The organism is Butyrivibrio sp. AE3006, assembly GCF_000424165.1.
Taxonomy (GTDB): Bacteria; Bacillota; Clostridia; order Lachnospirales; family Lachnospiraceae; genus Butyrivibrio.
Map to the genome: position 1 here is coordinate 164,508 of NZ_AUJJ01000002.1, position 17,415 is coordinate 181,922.

The 17,415-nt window shown below is 40.9% G+C and carries 13 protein-coding genes; 11 read left to right on the forward strand and 2 right to left on the reverse strand.

Annotated features, from left to right (window positions below):
- Nucleotides 1-53 precede the first annotated feature (53 nt).
- The 4 genes from G603_RS22555 to G603_RS0102520 all read left to right on the forward strand — a co-directional run bounded on the left by G603_RS22555 (nt 54) and on the right by G603_RS0102520 (nt 4,520).
- A complete protein-coding gene (locus tag G603_RS22555) occupies nt 54-1,415 on the forward strand; it encodes a BspA family leucine-rich repeat surface protein (RefSeq protein ID WP_026524066.1) in 1,362 nt (453 codons plus the stop codon).
- 54 nt (nt 1,416-1,469) lie between these two features.
- The gene (locus tag G603_RS0102510) at nt 1,470-2,636 is read left to right on the forward strand and encodes a hypothetical protein (RefSeq protein ID WP_026524065.1); all 1,167 of its coding nucleotides are present in this window, start codon (nt 1,470-1,472) and stop codon (nt 2,634-2,636) included.
- Between the two features lie 129 nt (nt 2,637-2,765).
- On the forward strand, nt 2,766-4,244 hold the full coding sequence (locus G603_RS18960) for a methyl-accepting chemotaxis protein (RefSeq protein WP_051197719.1): 1,479 nt from the start codon (nt 2,766-2,768) through the stop codon (nt 4,242-4,244).
- Between the two features lie 24 nt (nt 4,245-4,268).
- Nucleotides 4,269-4,520, forward strand: coding sequence for a hypothetical protein (locus tag G603_RS0102520; protein WP_026524064.1), 252 nt, complete (start codon nt 4,269-4,271; stop codon nt 4,518-4,520).
- An 88-nt stretch (nt 4,521-4,608) separates the two neighbouring features.
- Here the strand turns inward: G603_RS0102520 and G603_RS21230 are convergent, their stop codons facing one another.
- Nucleotides 4,609-5,667, reverse strand: coding sequence for a CPBP family intramembrane glutamic endopeptidase (locus tag G603_RS21230; protein ID WP_051197717.1), 1,059 nt, complete (start codon nt 5,665-5,667; stop codon nt 4,609-4,611).
- An 87-nt stretch (nt 5,668-5,754) separates the two neighbouring features.
- Here G603_RS21230 and G603_RS0102530 point away from each other — a divergent pair, with 87 nt between their 5' ends.
- Nucleotides 5,755-6,483 carry an SEL1-like repeat protein gene (locus tag G603_RS0102530; RefSeq protein ID WP_026524063.1) on the forward strand — a complete coding sequence of 243 codons (729 nt, stop codon included), beginning with the start codon at nt 5,755-5,757 and terminating at the stop codon, nt 6,481-6,483.
- A 352-nt stretch (nt 6,484-6,835) separates the two neighbouring features.
- On the opposite strand, the gene G603_RS0102535 is transcribed toward G603_RS0102530, so the two are convergent.
- Entirely contained in the window at nt 6,836-8,104 is a 1,269-nt protein-coding gene (locus G603_RS0102535; RefSeq protein WP_026524062.1) for a hypothetical protein, read from the reverse strand.
- 207 nt (nt 8,105-8,311) lie between these two features.
- Between G603_RS0102535 and G603_RS0102540 the strand changes: the two genes are divergently transcribed.
- From G603_RS0102540 to G603_RS0102565, 6 genes are all read left to right on the forward strand, one after another.
- Complete coding sequence (locus G603_RS0102540; RefSeq protein WP_026524061.1) at nt 8,312-9,703, forward strand: PhoH family protein; 1,392 nt, start codon at nt 8,312-8,314, stop codon at nt 9,701-9,703.
- A 167-nt stretch (nt 9,704-9,870) separates the two neighbouring features.
- Nucleotides 9,871-11,304, forward strand: a complete 1,434-nt coding sequence (locus tag G603_RS0102545) for a leucine-rich repeat domain-containing protein (RefSeq protein ID WP_026524060.1) — start codon at nt 9,871-9,873, stop codon at nt 11,302-11,304.
- Nucleotides 11,305-11,329: 25 nt separating this feature from the next.
- A complete protein-coding gene (locus G603_RS18970) occupies nt 11,330-12,718 on the forward strand; it encodes a DNA polymerase Y family protein (protein WP_026524059.1) in 1,389 nt (462 codons plus the stop codon).
- Nucleotides 12,705-13,550 (forward strand): class B sortase, encoded by an 846-nt coding sequence (locus G603_RS18975; protein ID WP_026524058.1) that lies wholly within the window; start codon nt 12,705-12,707, stop codon nt 13,548-13,550. The genes G603_RS18970 and G603_RS18975 overlap by 14 nt, the downstream gene beginning before the upstream one ends.
- 126 nt (nt 13,551-13,676) lie before the next feature.
- Complete coding sequence (locus G603_RS0102560) at nt 13,677-15,428, forward strand: leucine-rich repeat protein (protein WP_026524057.1); 1,752 nt, start codon at nt 13,677-13,679, stop codon at nt 15,426-15,428.
- Between the two features lie 54 nt (nt 15,429-15,482).
- Nucleotides 15,483-17,345: a leucine-rich repeat protein gene (locus G603_RS0102565; protein WP_026524056.1), complete on the forward strand. Its 1,863-nt coding sequence runs from the start codon at nt 15,483-15,485 to the stop codon at nt 17,343-17,345.
- The last annotated feature ends 70 nt before the right edge of the window (nt 17,346-17,415 follow it).

Genomic DNA, 17,415 nt, shown 5'->3' on the forward strand with positions numbered 1-17,415 from the left:
GAGGGGAAGAAAAAAGTGATTTCTCAGTAAGGGAAGTTAAAGGGGAAATTGTAATGAAGAGATTTTGGGGGAAGTTTGTAATTTCAGGCGCAGTTTTACTGTGTCTTTTTTTAGTGTTTGGACGTTCGTCCATCAGTTCCCAGGCAAAAGTCATTGTTAATCCGGAAAAAGGAATGCTTTATAGTGGCAGAAGATTTAATACCATAATTAAAGAGCATGCCAATCAGGTAGTTATCGGGACATCAGAAGATACGATAATTGATTCAATTATATTTACAAATAATAAGAAAAGAATAGAAAAATTGCCTACCAAGGTGGCTGTAGGAAACGATGTCTATGCATATTTTACCGAAGACAGGAACGTAATATATGTATACAGCCCCGATAAGATTAAGTTTAATCCTGATTGTGACTTTATGTTTGCCTCATTCAGGACTTTGGATAATATAAGTTTTGATGATGAGGTAGTAGATACTTCTCAGGTAACAACCATGGAATGTATGTTTTACAGGGCAGGTCAGATCGGGTGGCTGTATTTGGATGATTTCGATACATCAAATGTAGAAGATATGCGTTCAATGTTTAGTGGATGTTATCGTTTAAATCACTTGGATTTATCGGCATTTGATACATCAAAGGTAAAAGACATGAATCGTATGTTCTTGAATTGTACATCCTTAAGTGGTGTAAATCTCAGCGGTTTAACGATCCGTGAGGACACCGATGTCACTTCCATGCTTAATACAGGCAGTGACTTCGCGTGTGTTATTTCGCCCAAAAAGACTGCCAAGTTCATAGATATGTATACAGAAATGGCAATAGACAATAACGATGATGAATATGCTGATTCTGACCAGATATATACAGCAATACCTCCTTCTGATAAAAGCAACATATACCGTAATGCAAGGTTACTGAAAAAGAAGCCTGCAGAACCGGACAGTCCCAAAGAAGATACAAAAACCAATACTAAAAATGCAGATAAAACTGCAGATAAAACAGCATCTTCCGGAAATACATTTTCAGATTCAGGAATCACTTATCAGATTATTGGCGATAAGAAGGTAATGGTTACTTCTATAACCGCAAAGGGAAGCGTTAAGCTTGGAAAGGTTACACATAACGGCGCAGAGTACAGTGTCTGCGCTATAGCTGACAATGCCTGCAAGGGTAATACACGAATTAAAAAGCTTACCATCACTTCAAAATTGGAATCTGTAGGAAAGAATGCATTCAAGGGCTGCAAGAAGCTCTCGAAGATTACTATTAGCTGCAACAAAAAGCTTAATGTCGGTAAAGGGGCTTTCAAGAAGCTTAAAAAGGGAGCAACAATTAAGGTTAATGGCGTGAAAGGAAGCGCAAAGAAAAAGGTTATTTCAAGAATCAAAAAGCAGACTAATGCATCTGTAAAGTAAGAGAGCAGGCCTGGGATAACAGGAAAGGTCTTAATGATTTTAGGGGAAATAGTTATGAGAAAGAACAGGGTAAAGATTTTAAATATAATAGCAACATTTTTTTGTGTGTTTATCATGCTTGGCGGTGTTTCTGTGGCTGTAAGGGCTGAGGCTAAGTTAAAAGCTCCCACAGAGGTTAAGTTTGTAAAAAATAAAATACATTACAAAGCTTCCTTTGATGGATATTATACGTCTCTTGTCACCTACAAGAAATCGGGCGGAAAAGAGTGTCTGCTTTCCGGAGTCTACAACAAGGAATTGAAGGCTAATGAAGTCTATGAGGAAGTCGATTACAGACTTTTGAAAAGATACAATTATTCAGGAACAATAAAGCTATATGTTTTTGCAAGTAAAAACTATGAATCTCAAAATTATTGCGATACATTGGAGGATTATCAGAAAAGAACCGATGCAGTAGTTGCTTCAAAAACATACACTTTGAGTGGCAGCGATAAGATGAAAGCGCCTTCTAATCTGAAAGTAAAAGTAGTAGATTACTATGGCATAAAATATGAAATATCATGGGATAACAAAGATGAAAAGAGTATGGCGATGTTTGTTGGTTCTCCGAACACAACCATGGTCACAATAGGTCAGATGAATTGCACGCATGTTGATGCCAGAAGCAAAGAAACAGAAATAGTTTTACGCCGTTTAACAGACGATCTAACTACTAAAATAAATTCGGATCTTGTTATAGTGGTGGGACCTGCGGTTGATCTTCCGCCCAAGGAAGAACCCAAAGATCCGGTACCAAAGCCTGCTCCAAAGCCTGCTCCGAAGGATGATGAGAAAAAGGAACCTGATAAGCCGCAGAATCCAAGCGCTACAAGCACGGGCGCGGACTCATCTCCAGCTACAACGCAAAAAGCAGAAAATGTCGACAGTAAGCTTAAAGTGCCTGCAATTAAGAAAGTCTCAGCAGGCAAAAAGCAGATGAAGATTACCTGGAAAAAGGTTGCCAAAGGCTTGAACGGATATGAGGTTCAGTACAGCACAGATAAGAGCTTTGGCAAAAAAGTAAAAACTATCACAATAAAGAAAACATCGACTACTTCAAAGGTAGTCAAAAAGCTAAAGAAGGGTAAGTATTATGTTCGCATAAGAGGCTATAAAAACAGCGGAAGCGGTAAGCTTTACACTGATTGGAGTAAGCCAAAAAGCGTCAGGGTTAAAAGTTAATTTATTAATTAAGTATAAATAGAAAGGGGCTTTATTTAGTAAAAATTTAGAACTTAATATCGTTAATTTTGTTAAAATATCTGTAGGTGTATTTTTGCATATCGAGTATCCTGATCAGGAGGAAAAAAGATGAATAAGGAACAATTCCAAAGAGCTAATCAAAGAGCACTTACAGTATGTATGATCATAGTCGTTGTTTGTGCCATAGCCTTCATCTATGAAGGAACAAGAACTGGTTTTACAGTAGGAAGAATTCTGGAGCTTATAGCTTTTGCAGTCAGCATTGTTATCATGAATGTGGCAGCTATAAAATTCAGGGATAACAGGATAGGAGCAGCAATGATCATGCTCGGTGCGACCGTTTCCTACATAATCGTTATGGTAGTTGAAGTGCAGATCGGTTGTGGAGTATTTGGTCTTGCCATACTGTTTTCATCTATGATCTATATGAATAAGAGAATCGTAATTGGCGGAAGTACAGCCATTGGAATTATGTCCGTCATTACGGCTTTTCGTGTAATTATTGCAAAGGGTGCAGTCAGCGCCGAGGTTGCAATCTTCGGAATTGCAACTCTCCTTTGCGTAATGGCAGCTTATTTCTCAATTTCACTTATTCTCGCATTTAATGAAGAAAATAACGCTACAATTCAGGAGCATACAGAAACTCAGGAAGCTACATCCAAGGAGATGAGCAAGATTGCAAGCAGAATCTCAAAGCTGTTTGATCAGGCTCAGGGTAATGTAGAAGAGCTTGAGCAGATCATTGAGAATACAAGCTCCGGAATGCGTGATATAGCTACATCTACAGAGAGTACAGCTCAGGCTGTTACCGATGAGGCTCAGAAAGTATCCGAGATCAAGGAACAGACAGCGGTTGCTGATACTCAGCGTGACAGAATGATAGAATCCTCCAAGAATACTCAGGAAATCGTTTCTCAGGTGGCTGAGACAATCGAAGTTCTCAGAGATAAGGCAAGAGGCGTTAGAGATGCAAGTAATGTTACTGCTGATTCCACAAAGGCAGTTATTGATAAGGTAGAAGAGGTTCAGAAGATTCTCGGATCCATCATGGCTATTTCCAAGCAGACCAACCTACTTGCGCTGAATGCTTCCATCGAGGCAGCAAGAGCAGGCGAAGCAGGAAAAGGCTTTGCTGTAGTTGCAGAAGATATCAGACAGCTTTCAGAGCAGACTAATAACGCATCCAGTGAGATCACCAAGATCATCGGTGAACTTACAGAAGATGCCAATAAGGCCATGGAGAGTATTGATAACACTGTTGAATCCGTTGAACTTCAGAATGAAGTTATTCGAGATACAGCAGAGGCATTCGAGACAATTGATCGCAATGTTGCAGAACTTCTTTCAAATATTAACGATATCGGTGGCAGCATGGAGCTGATCAATGAATCCACCAATGAGATAAATGACAGTATCTCCAATCTGTCAGCTACCAGTGAAGAGGTTGCTGCACTTTCCAACGATGGACTTACAAATGCTCAGGAAGCTGTTAATAAGTTTGAAGCATTCAGAAAGGCTCTGGATGGTATTTATAAACAGGCAAACAAGCTTAACGAACTAAGTGACCCCGTAGATGATGCGGAGTAATACTTAGACCAAGGAGGACATCAAATGAGAGTATTATTTGCAGCCGGAAGAGTAAGAGAAGTAACTGATGTCGAAGTAGTTGGAATGGATGTGGGTGATGGACAGATCATCGGAACCCAGATAAATTTCATTATGGCGAACGGAAACAAGATTGAGTTCATCTACAGCCAGGATGTTCCAATTGAAGAATCCGGTCAGGATGCCATTGAATTCGTTCAGGAGCTGTATAAGAACGGCTATGCCGATTTCTCACAGCAGAGAGTAGAGATGCTCTAATTTCATAGAAAAACTCAGCCCCGGTAAAGACCTACCGGGGCATCTTTATGTCTTATTATTCTTCTAAAGATAATACAGTAAAGAATTTCTACATCAGCGATTCCAGAACCGAATTAGAAAAGCTGATGAATACTGTAAGAGCCAGACACACGATGATAAAGCTGATCATTCCGAAGTTAAGGAATGAATCCTTGCTGCAGATTCCGGGTACCGGGGACCCTTCAGTTGTCTTTAAAAGATTTCCTTTTTTAATAAACAGAATCAGGAATACAAGGCCTACAGCAGCAACGAAATATTGCAATCCGGAGTAAATGGCAAGTGCCGGTGTCAGGCTGGTATCCGGTGAAATCAAAAGCGGAACAAAGGCTCCAAAGAAGTTGAACAGTATGTGGAGACCGATGGTGTACTTTAACTGCCTTGTATATACATAGATGTAGCCAAACAATACTCCAAGTAAAAATGCATAGAAAAACTGGAAAACATTGGTGTGTATAAGACCAAATATCACGGCTGATACTATGATGGCGTTCCATTCGCCGTAGCGTCTTGCATAGCCGATAACACCATAGCGGAAGAGTATTTCTTCAAATATCGGCGCAAGGATTACTGTTGAAATAAGTACCGCCACAGGGTTCATACCAACGAGAACGGAATCAAGGATGTTTGACATATCAAAGCCTGTCAAACGGGTAAATATCGCTGCAAGACCTGCACCAATGGAAGATCCGATTATTCCCATAGGGAATGTAAACAAGAAAAACATGAGGAATTCTTTAACAGACAGATCTCTCTTCATGGTTTTTTCGTAGGGAGTGTAGAGATTAAGGCCCTTAAGGGGAACATCCCTGTACTTTTTGGCGTTGATTATCAATAGGGTAAGCGGTACTCCTATAAAGTAGCCGGGTAACATTGAAATAATTACAAGCATCAACGGGTCAGAAGCAAGACCGGCGGACATAGATGTTATATAGCCAAGATCCGTGTATTTGGACAAGTCACCGCCTGCCGATGCTGTGCTTATCATTTCAGCGAGTATTTTTATAAATGTATAAATCCCGGAAGATATTGAGCCAAGAACATTTGCGATTGCGAGATATGCAATCAATGCAAAACCAAGATGTGAAAATTTCTGTTTAACTGTGTTCATAATCCCCTCCTAAAACAGTCGTCATGCCGATTATAATAGATAAAAACCCTTGTGTAAAGCGAGGGAAAGTATGATATCATATGGACTATGAAAGAAAGAGACGAGAGCAGGGTAGGCATTCGCACGAAAAAGCGACATGAGTACCGCACCGAATTAAAAAAGTTCATAAGCGAGGGAATCGGACATTACAGATGCAGATTTGCCGAAGCTGCCTATGAAATGGGTGATATGTACAGGAAGGGAGAAGGAGGCTCTGTAGATATCGCGCAGGCTTATTCCTATTATCTTCAGGCTGAGTATGCAGTCACGCTTAGGCTACAGGTCAGAAGAGCCTCGGAGGATGAAGCTTTTCTTGCAAAGGTAAGGCTGGCTCTTACACAGCTTCGAAGAAAGCTTGGATATGGCAGTGAGAGGCTTTACTGCAGTACCCATCCTTTTGTGTTATATCAGGCACTTTCTGAGGGACATGAGCTGATGATCTCCTTCAGACGTATGAAAAGCGGCAGGATTAAAGTCGTTGCAGCCAGAATACCCAAAGCAGGACGCCGGGAGTCACCTCATGGCAGGATGCTGATCACCTATGACAGATTCCATTACTGTGAACTGAAGGATTTTGTAATAACCTATGCACAGAATGTTTCGGATATCTGGTATGTTGAATCCTCTGAGTGTATCAGAATAGATTCCATTAATCTCGTGATGAACGGACATGGAGGTAACAGAACTGAGTTTTACTACAAAGGTAAGCTGGTTGCGTTTATCTGTGCAGAAGATTATGTGGTAAGCTCCGGAAGACCAAGATACATGAGATTCTGAGAGCTGTTTTAGAGCAGAGTGATAAGGAAATTCAGCAGTGATAAACATTAAAAGTTAAAGGAAACGATAATTTTTCTAAAGTTTCCCGCAAAAAGCTTGTAATTTGCGGATTATCTGATAAACTAATAATTAGTTTCTGGCTTATAAAAGAAAGCAATTTTTGATAAAAAGACTGCAAATTTTGAAAAGCTTATTGATTTATCACAGTGATATGATAAAATCTTTTTATAACAATTGAATTTTAAATCGTTCTGCGGTTTTAATAGTATGAGGGAAAAGGACCGGTGCCCACGTGGCACCGGTCCTTTTGTGATACATGCGCCTTGCAGCGCGTAATATTCTTTTCTATAAATCAATCAGATTCTTCTGCCTTATCGAAGGTAGATTCTATCTTATTACTAAGCCATACAAGGTCCTGATCAAAGGCCTTAAGCAGAGCCTTGGAATACTTGTCTTTTCTTATGCTGTCAGTTTTCCTGATGGCAATAAGTGATTCGCGAACCTCGCTTATGAGCTCCATAGTGGTCTCCATTTCCTCGGAAAGAGAGGAGGCACCTCTGATACAGCCATCCATCACACTCTTTAAGCCTTCATTTTTACTGTTTATCTGCTTGTAGTTTTTGGATATTTTCTTGCAGAAGGAGTTGAAAGCCTTAAGGTAATCCTTTGTGGCAGAATCCTTCTTTTTCAGGGCCTCGCGAAACTCCTGGTTAAGGGTAGATAGGCTGCTGATAAGGATATTGGTGTAATTGGTGCTCTGTCTGTAGTATTCATTGCAATTTGATGAATACATATCCATATATTTGGTGCAGTCCCTGTGGGCAGACTCGATTGTGTGCATGGAGGAATGAACAGATTTAAAGCCGTTCTCCAATACACCAAGCTCTGCATCAAGAGACGCGGACAGCTCGTGAATTTTCCTGGAGAGATCACTTATTTCTCCGGCGATTTTGGTGGAGAATTCGCGGCTCTCTTCAGACATGTGAGTAGCATCTATAGTGGCATGAAGCGCAAGAAGATCTGCAGCTGCCGCCAGATCGCTGAGCTCCTTTTGCTTATCTGAGAGATTTTTAACCTGCTCATGGTACTGATTTATGGCAGAAACGGCATATTCTGTGGATTTTTTCAGAATGTGTGAAAAAGAGGAATAGCTTCTTATCTGCTCTACTATATCCTGATCGGGCATGTATTCTTCAGCCAGATTCTTCAAATTAATAGTGGGAATATCGATTTCAGCCATGAAGCTTCGCTGCTCGGGAGATTCAGGCTCTTCTTCAATGGCAGCGCTCACTGCTTCTGCGGCGCCTCTCACCTGTTCCATGGTCTTAAGGAGAGTGCCTACATCCTCTATGTGTCCCTTTTGCTTCTCTATCATATCAAGAAAATCATCGGTGAGCTGCTCAAAATCCTCATCCTGATCTATGCAAAATGCATTAAGGTCCTTTTCTATTTGATTGCGCCTGCCACGGAGAGCCAGGGGAATATCCCTGATGGGAGTAATAAGGTCAGAAAGCTTGCGACGCTTAACAACCTCCTGCTTGCTTAAGGTAGGAGCGAATTCTTCAAGCGGAATGTAGTCATTATCCAGTTCATCGAATGTATTTCGCCCAAAAAGTGCCAAAGCTTATCTCCCCAAAGATTTAATTTCATAGATATCTTTAGTATAGCTTATATTTTGACATTTGAAAATCATAAAATTTTCTCCAAAAACACAATTTATTGTAATAAAAACATTCCCCAAATACAAAATATGGTATAATTGGTTAAAGGGATAATACCCTGTGAGAGCAGGAAATGTTATCTATCATAAGCAGAGGGGAGAAGGTGCATGAAAAAGATCTATGTACTCGATACTAACGTCCTCATTCAGGCTCCACATGCGTTGAGGTGCTTCGACGATAATGATGTCGTACTGCCTCTTGTGGTACTTGAAGAACTGGATACGCACAAACGCGACGAGGGTGAGCGCGGTGCCAATGTCCGTGAAGTTATCCGCCTGCTTGAAGCACTGCGGGAGAAAGGAGATCTGACAAAAGGGGTAGAGCTGCAGGATGGCGCCATACTTAGAGTTGAGAAGAACTATAAGGATGTGGAGCTTCCAAAGGATATGGTTGAATATAAATCAGATAACCGTATCCTCAGAGTATGTAAGGGACTTTCAGATACGCAGAAAAAGAAAGTTATCCTTGTAACTAAAGACATTCTCATGAGAATCAAGGCACAGCTGCTTGGAATTCAGGCTCAGGATTTTACCACTGAGCAGGTTGTGTCCCATGGAGAACAGTACTCCGGCCGTATCAGAGTATTTGCACCGGAGGAGATCTTTAAGGAGTTCAGGAGAAAAGGCGTTCCGGTAGAGGCAGTGTACATCTGCGATGAAAAGGGGGAAAAGGTTAAGCCGGAGCTATATGAAAATGAATTTGTAATACTTCAGAGCGATCAGTCCACCAATAAGACACAGATGGGTAGGGTCGATCATGGAGTGATTAAGAAACTTGAGTTTGAAAAGGCGCAGCCTTATGGGGTTACGCCCAGAAATGCAGGACAGTACTTCCTCCAGGAAGCGCTTATGCAGCCTGCTGACAAGGCGCCGCTGGTAATTGTAAAGGGTATGGCAGGTACTGCCAAGACATTCTATTCTCTGGCTGTTGGTCTTGAGAAGATGATCAATCGTCCGACCGATGAATACAGACGAATCCTTGTATGCAGACCTAATTCTCAGTTTGATGATGATATAGGATTTCTTCCAGGCGATGAGCAGGACAAGATAGGACCTCTTATGAGACCTATAATTGATAACCTTGAACAGCTCATTGATTCAAGTGAAGAAGAGCGCTATAAGAATGAGAAGGAACTTCAGGATAAAACTGATGAGGTCTTCGAGAGAGGCATCGTTCAGTGCGAGGCTCTCAACTTCATAAGGGGTCGTTCCATTCTTAAGACCTATCTGATCATCGATGAAGCACAGAACATGACCCCGGCCCAGGCCAAGGGTATAATCACCAGAGCAGGTAAGGATACCAAGATAATCCTTCTTGGAGATCCTAATCAGATAGACCGTCCGTTCCTTGATGAGAGGACAAATGGTCTGTCCTATGCATCAGAGCACATGAAGGGTTCTGAGCTATGCTGGCAGATATCTCTTACCACAGAAGAGTGTGAGAGAAGCAGGCTTGCAATGGATGCAATAGGCAGAATGCGAGATAAGGTGATCATGTAAAAGTGCAGTAGTTGTAACAGACTGATTATTATGTAGAACCTAATAAAAGCTCTGTCAGTGTCTATAGGCTGACGGAGCTTTTTGCTATATATGAAACGAGCCGCAATTTGCTAAAAATGGTATAATATAAGAAGTGGTTATGGTTTTTGTTGTATAGGGGGATTCATATGCGAAACGACAATTATATAAGAATGAAAAGAATCAGTAAGGTTATTGGCGCTGATAATTCAAGTGACCATAGTTCCCAAATTTCTAAAAAGCTCTTTAAAGGCAGGAAGCTTGGTATCTTTGCTGCGGCAGCCATGCTTGTTATGACGTCCATCACTGTTCTTGCTACTACATATCAGATTGATACCACAAATATTTTTGATTATAACAACGAATCCATAAATGCTTTGTCAGAGCAGTTCCCTGCAGGGGAGTTTTTGTTTAAAGGAGGAGATGAGGTATCTGCATCATATAGCAATGTAGGTGAGTCTTCCTTCATCGATATCTATGTCTATAGGCAGCTGGAGAAGAGTGTTAAAAATATAAATCCGAGCTCTGATTTTAAACAGATATCACAGATTTCCTTTGCAACTCATGGTGCAGGCAGTGGTGACTTGAGCGCAACCGCGAAGATTCCGACTGCTAATCCTTATTATCTTGTCACAGGTGTACGTAATAATGAATCAAGGGCAGGTGACAAGAATGGCAGGTTTACTCAGATAAAACTTCAGTTCTACGTGATGCCACTTGATATTAAGCTGTCTTATTTCCCTGATGAAAAAGAAGAGTCATGGAATAAAATGACTATTCATGGTGACATTACAATAGAGGAGTGCGCCTTTGAGAATGAGGGCTATGAATGCATAGGCTGGAGCAGAACTCCCGGGGCTACGACGCCTGAATATGTTAAAGGCGATGTTATAAGAGCTACAGATCCCATACTTAAATCTCAGTTCTCTGCAACCGGTTCTTCCACAACAGCAGGAGGGCTTGGCCATATTACAGCTGATAACGAAGCTGAGCTTACGCTCTATGCTGTATGGAAAAAGTCTGACAGTAATGGATCAGACTCCGGTAATGGCGATTCTGCAGCAGGTAAAAAGGAAACCACTCAAAAGCTTGAAGCTGAGGGGGAGAACCTTCAGGTAAAGGGTGCAAACTATACGGTTACATCCGCAAGTGATATGACCGTTGCTTATGCAGGTCCTGTTAATAAGAAACAGACAAAATACACTGTGCCTTATAAGATTATTAAGGGTGATGCATCCTACACAGTTACATCCATTGCTCCAAAAGCTTTTAAGAACTGCAAAAATGCCAAGAAGATAACTATATCCAGTTCTATCGAAAAGATCGGAAACAGCGCATTTGAGGGATGCGGTAAGCTGACAAGCATTATCTTGCCTGATACTGTGAAGGAGATAGGCACAAAGGCATTCTATAATTGTAAGAAGCTTTCAAAATTCACAGTAAATTCCAAGAAGCTTAAGAAGGTAGGAAAGAACGCTCTTGGAAAAACAAAGAATGGGATAAAGATTAAATTCCCTGGTAAGTACAAGGCAAAATATAAAAAGCTCTTTAAAAAGTGCGGCGCAAAAGGTGCTAAATATTAAGTATTAAAATATCAGGGGAGGCCGTATGAACAGAACAATTTTTCATATTGATGTTAATTCGGCCTTTCTGTCCTGGTCTGCAGTTAAGCAGTTAAAGGATGATCCTGCAGCAGTGGACCTTAGAACGATTCCTTCAGTGGTTGGAGGAGATATAAAAACAAGACACGGTATAGTTACAGCCAAGTCAATTCCAGCTAAGAAATATGGAATTCAGACAGCTGAGCCCATAACCAGTGCCCTTCAAAAATGCCCCAAGCTTGTTTTGGTTAAATCTGATTTTAATACCTATAGGACATACTCAAGGGCATTTATAGCAGTTCTGCAGAGCTATTCTGAGATTTTGCAGCAGGTGTCCATAGATGAGGCATACCTTGATGTTACGGAATTAAAGAGCCTTGATGTAAGGAAAGCTTTGACGGAGCACTTTGAAGATTTTTTTGAAAATGATGAAGAGGGTTCAGCTTTAAGCCCTGATGAAAAGGGTAGGATACTTAATGAAATAAAGGATTCCCCGGAATTTGGAGAAGTATACCCTCTTAACGTGGCAGCAGCCATAAGATATGAGACCAGAACAAAGCTTGGTTTTACCGTTAATGTGGGGATTTCAAGTAATAAGCTTCTGGCAAAGATGGCAAGTGATTTTACCAAGCCTGACAAAACACACACTCTTTTTCCCTGGGAGATTCAGGAGAAGATGTGGCCGTTGGAAATAGGTGATCTTTACGGCTGCGGTAAGAAAAGCGCTGAAAAGCTAAGATCTATAGGAATTAAGACTATAGGAGATGCAGCAAAGCAGAGCATTGATTTTTTGAAGTCCCAGCTTGGTGATAAATTCGGAGACTATCTCTATGCAAGTGCCAATGGTATGGGCTCTGATACTGTTCATACGGAGCAGGAGGATGCCAAGAGCTACTCCAATGAAACCACACTTCCGGGGGATATTACCTCGGTGAATTTTGACAGCGATCTGCCGCCTGTAGTAAGGCATCTGTCGGAGAAGGTATCTGACAGACTTAAGAAGGATGGAGTATTTGGCGGAACTGTCACAGCGCAGGTTAAGACCTCGGATTTTAAGCGCTTTACAAGGCAGATAAGACTGTCTGAATCAACTGACAGCGCTGATACCATATATGAAAATGCCATGTATCTTTTGGGGAATCTTCTTAGCGGTGAAAATGGGCTTTTCGAAGAGGGCATGGGTATAAGGCTTGTAGGTGTGGGCGTAGATAATCTCGACAACGGAGAGTACAGACAGGTGAATCTCTTTGACTGGATGGCAACCGGCAAGGAGGAAGTTCGCAAGGAGAAGATCCGCAAGGAGAAGCTTGAAAAGCTTAGCGAAATGGAACGCCTTATAAAGGGCAAATTTGGCGATAATGCCATAAAAAAAGGAACAGGAAATGAGTCAGAATAAAGAGAGTAAAGCTGATAAAATTGCAGGAAACAGTGCGTTCAGGGTAATAAGAATTTTACTTGTGATAGTACTCCTTGGAATAGTCGTGTATGAAGGCATAATGTTTTACAGGGATCAGAAGGAATATGCAGTTGCAGTAAATGAGTATGACGATCTGAGGGATAATTACATCACAGAAAAAGAGGATACTATAGAGGACGTAGTTGTAACAGATGATAACGGCGAAATCATAGGAACCTATCCAAACCTTGATATCAATTTTGATGCGCTGGAGGAGATCAATTCTGATTTTATCGGATGGCTGTATTTCCCTGCTGTTTCCAAGATCAATTATCCTGTTGTTAAGGAACAGACCATAGATCAGTATCTTTACAGGACCTTTGACGGCAAATACAACAAAGCCGGCTGTATTTTCATGGATGTACTTAGTGATGAGAATTTCTGCGGCTACAGCGATATGGTATTTGGCCATAATATGAAAAACAATTCCATGTTTGGCTCCCTTAAGAGTATTTATAAGTCCGGCGGCGAGGATGTGATAAAGGATAATCCTTATGTCTATATCTACACCAAGGATCAGGTGCTTAAGTACCGGATTTTTGCTTATTACAGAACGACCCAGGGGTCATACAGCTACACGGAAGTGACAAATGAAGAAGAATATGATGACTATTTAAAATACATCAGCAGAAACACCATGTATGAGATTCCATCAGAGCTTAGCTTTGGGGATTATCCATCGCTTCTTACGCTTTCCACCTGCTCAGGGCAGTCGGGAAGCGGACAGAGATTTGTACTTCATACTGTGAAGGTACAGACCTTTGATAAATAGTCATTAGATTGGCCATGCTGTTTTTATAAAAATTTCATACCAGATAAGACTTAAAAATGACAGTAAAGTGGTAAAATATTTGATGTAGGTATTCTGAAGTTGTTGTTTTAATTATCAGGTGCGCCTATGAGGGGGAAGAAGTCATTCGCAAAGCTTATAGCGGCTGTTTTGACCACAGTCTTTATAACCTGTGGCTTTAATAAGTTCGCACCCGAGATTGCGCATGCTGCAACACCTGATTTTTCTGAGCAGATAAGCTCATTGCCGGTCGGCGATCATCCGGGTGTCCCTGCAAAAGATGCAGAGGAAGCTTTTGATTCTGATTATTCCGAAAAAAGATTATTAAAAAGAGCAAGTGCAGTTACTGTAGATCATGGATATTACTATGAAAGACTTGATAGTGATATCAAGAAGGATCTATATGACGGAATGTATATAGCTGCTGACAGTAGCAGGCGTCTTGCTTACGGAAGCTCGCTTCCAAGCCGTAATTCAGAGACAGCTGTTGCAGCTGTTGCTTATAAATTCTACACGGGAACAAGCAGCAGGATTGCATATTATACAGGAAGTACGCCGCTGTGTACTGAAATCGTCAATGAAGCTATAGAAGCCCTTTGCTATGATCACATGGAAAATGTTGAGTATTACATGTGTGAGGCAGAGGTCTATGAGTTTAAAAATGGAAGCACTTATAAGGATTATATCCTTATGAGGCCTTATACCAAGGACAATTACGAGCAAATGAACAGCCAGATAACGGCTAAAGCAAAAAACTATGCGGATCAGATGCGCTCATCTGGCCTTGTTAATTCATCGAATCCTGCACAGACAGTTTTAAATGCCCATGATTTTTTCATAAGCAGGGTGAGCTTTAATTATCCGGTATCCTATAACTCCGGAAATTCAGGATATTACAATAATGCCCACACAGCCTACGGCGCTTTGTGTGAGGGCAGCGCGGTTTGTGATGGTTATGCCACGGGATATGCTCTTTTACTTAAGGAGCTGGGTATTGAAGCAAAGGTGGTTACAGGTGCAGTCTATGCATCCGGAAGTGTTGGCGGCCATGCATGGTCTATGGTTAAGCTGGACGGCGAATGGTATGAAGAGGACACTACCTGGGATGATACTAATGATGTCATCACCCATATTTTTTATAATAAAACCACTGATCAGTACAGCAGCGGAATAAACGGCTATAAGCATATCAGAGTCCACCCCTATACAGGCATACTTATAGATAAGGCTTACGGAAGCAGATATGCCTATAGGGAAAACAATTATTCGGAAGATGAATCGGGAAATAGCGCCGAAGTAAAAGAAAATAGTGCTTCTGTAGAAGCGGAAGGTTCGGCTGATGGAAGCGCATCAGATAGAACATACCTGACAGGCGGAGTAGAATATAGGTTATCCTCTGACGGAGGAGCTGTACTATCATCCGGCAGTTCTTTTAATGAAAGAAAAATTATTATTCCTGATAATATCGTAATCAATGGAAATAAGTATCCTGTTACCGAGATTGCAGAGGAAGCTTTTGCAGGATGCACTAAGGTTAAAGAAATAAAGCTTGGCAGAAATGTGGAAATTATTGGAAATGGCGCTTTTAAGAACTGTAAGAATCTTACCACCATTGATATGTCTGCGTCCAAAGTTACAAAAATTGGCAGCAGGGCAACAGCAGGCTGTAAGAAGCTAAGCTCTGTGAAGGTTAATGGTAATTACCTTAAAAAACTGGGTTCCAAGGCTTTCCGGAATTCTGCGAAGAAGGTAAAGGTAGTAGTTTACGCCAAGAATAAGCGGATATTTAACAGTGTAGTCAAAAAGCTGAAGACAGCAGGACTAAAGACAGGCACATTTAAATATAAGAAGAAAAAGTAAACGGATCATCAGCTTTTGATGTACATCCAGGGTTAAAAAGGTTAGGGATTTTGTATGGCAATTAAATATGTAAGAAAAGTTGCATTGTTGATTTTTGCATGCGCAGCATTATTGATGCTCCCTGTAGGTAGTCTTGGTGTTAATGCCGGTAATAAACTTCCTACCGGGGGCTTAAGTATTGCCCCGGATGTAAATAACTTAGGCATTTTTGAGATTACGGATGAAGAAGCAAGAGAGCTTGATGAGCCTGCGGTTTTAAATGGCTTTGCAGCTTCAACGGGAGAGCACTATAAATATCTTTCCAGCGATGAAAAGACTCTGTATTTGGCATTGTATAATGCTATATCTCAGGGAAAATACATTCCTTATAATGTTAACGTATCAGATAATAAAGATGAATATGAGCAGTATGAGTATGTGATTGAAAAAACTACCACGAAGACTGGCTTTGATCCGGATTTCAGTGACCAATTAAACTGTGCAAAGCAGGCGCTTTATTATGATTATCCGGACAGGATTGAGTTCTTTATGTGCTGGCCTGTGTTTACATATGGATATGGTCATATAGTTGGAGATAAGACTGAAGTAAGCTTTTGTTTTATTCTAAAAGCGTTTTATGACAATACCCAGTTTGCGACGATTGATAGTCAGATAACGCAGGGGCTTAATAGCTATCTTAGTTATATAAGAAGCAATAACTTTGTAAGCAGCTGGCCGGCTGTTACAGAGCAGAGAGTATATGATTATTACTCTGAAGATATTGATTACGACTATGCCTGTGCTGCTGATAAAAGTGTAACCGGGGCATTTAATCTGTCTCATACTGCCTGGGGATCATTACATGAGCAATTCGCTGTCTGCGATGGCTATTCTGCAGGATTTGAAATGATCATGGACAGTCTTGGCATTGATTCCATGGTAATAGGCGGTATCGGTAATGGCGGAGGCCATGCCTGGAATATTGTTAAACTTGACGGTAGATGGTATGAGGTCGATACTACATGGGCAAATAATGGGGATTATGCCAAATGGTTTAACAGGACAACCTCTCAGTTTGCATCCATGTCACCAAGTCACATCAGAGTGCCAAACAGCGCTTATAGTGGCTACAAAATGCCCATAGCTTATGGGACACATTACACATACAGCTATGTTACAAATACCTCTGAAAGCGCCATGGAGCATGATCCATACGTTGAAGTAACCGGCGTAAGTATACCTGAGACAACAAAGAGTGTTCTTGTAGGTGATACGTTTACCCTTACACCCACGATAACTCCTGCTAATGCCGGAAATAGAAATTACTTCCTTGAGACAGATGATGAGAGTATTGTTGCTTTAAGCGGAAGTACTTTTATTGCCATGGAGGCAGGGACGACAATAGTCAGAGTTGTAACGGATGAAAATCGTCTTTCTGCAGAGTGTCAGGTAACAGTTAATCCCAAACCCAAGGATAAAGGCACAACCATTCAGGTTAAGACCACTGGCAATAACAGCGATTCATACAAGGTTACATCCTCAGATGGTATGACAGTTTCTTATACCAAGGCAGGAAATAAGAATGCCACAAGTATAACAATCCCTTCCACTGTCACAGATGAGAATGGCGTAACCTATACAGTTACAGAGATTGAAAGCAATGCTCTTAAGAATCTGAAAAAGCTTAAGAAACTGACAATTCCTGCAACGATAAAGAAGATCGGCAAGAACGCTCTTAAGAACACTACAAAGCTTAAGACTCTGAAGGTATACGGCAACGCCCTGGCTACCGTTAAGAGCGGCGCTTTTACCGGAATGAACAATAACTGTAAAATAACTATTTATTGTAAGAACAAAACGAAGTATAATAAACTCGTTCGTCTCTTTAAGAAGGCAGGTGCTAAAAAACAGAAGTATACCTTCAAAAAGAAGAAATGAAATAAAATAATATTTTTTCTAATCATAAATGCAAAAATGTTTGAAAAAATGATTGACATTTATGATAAAA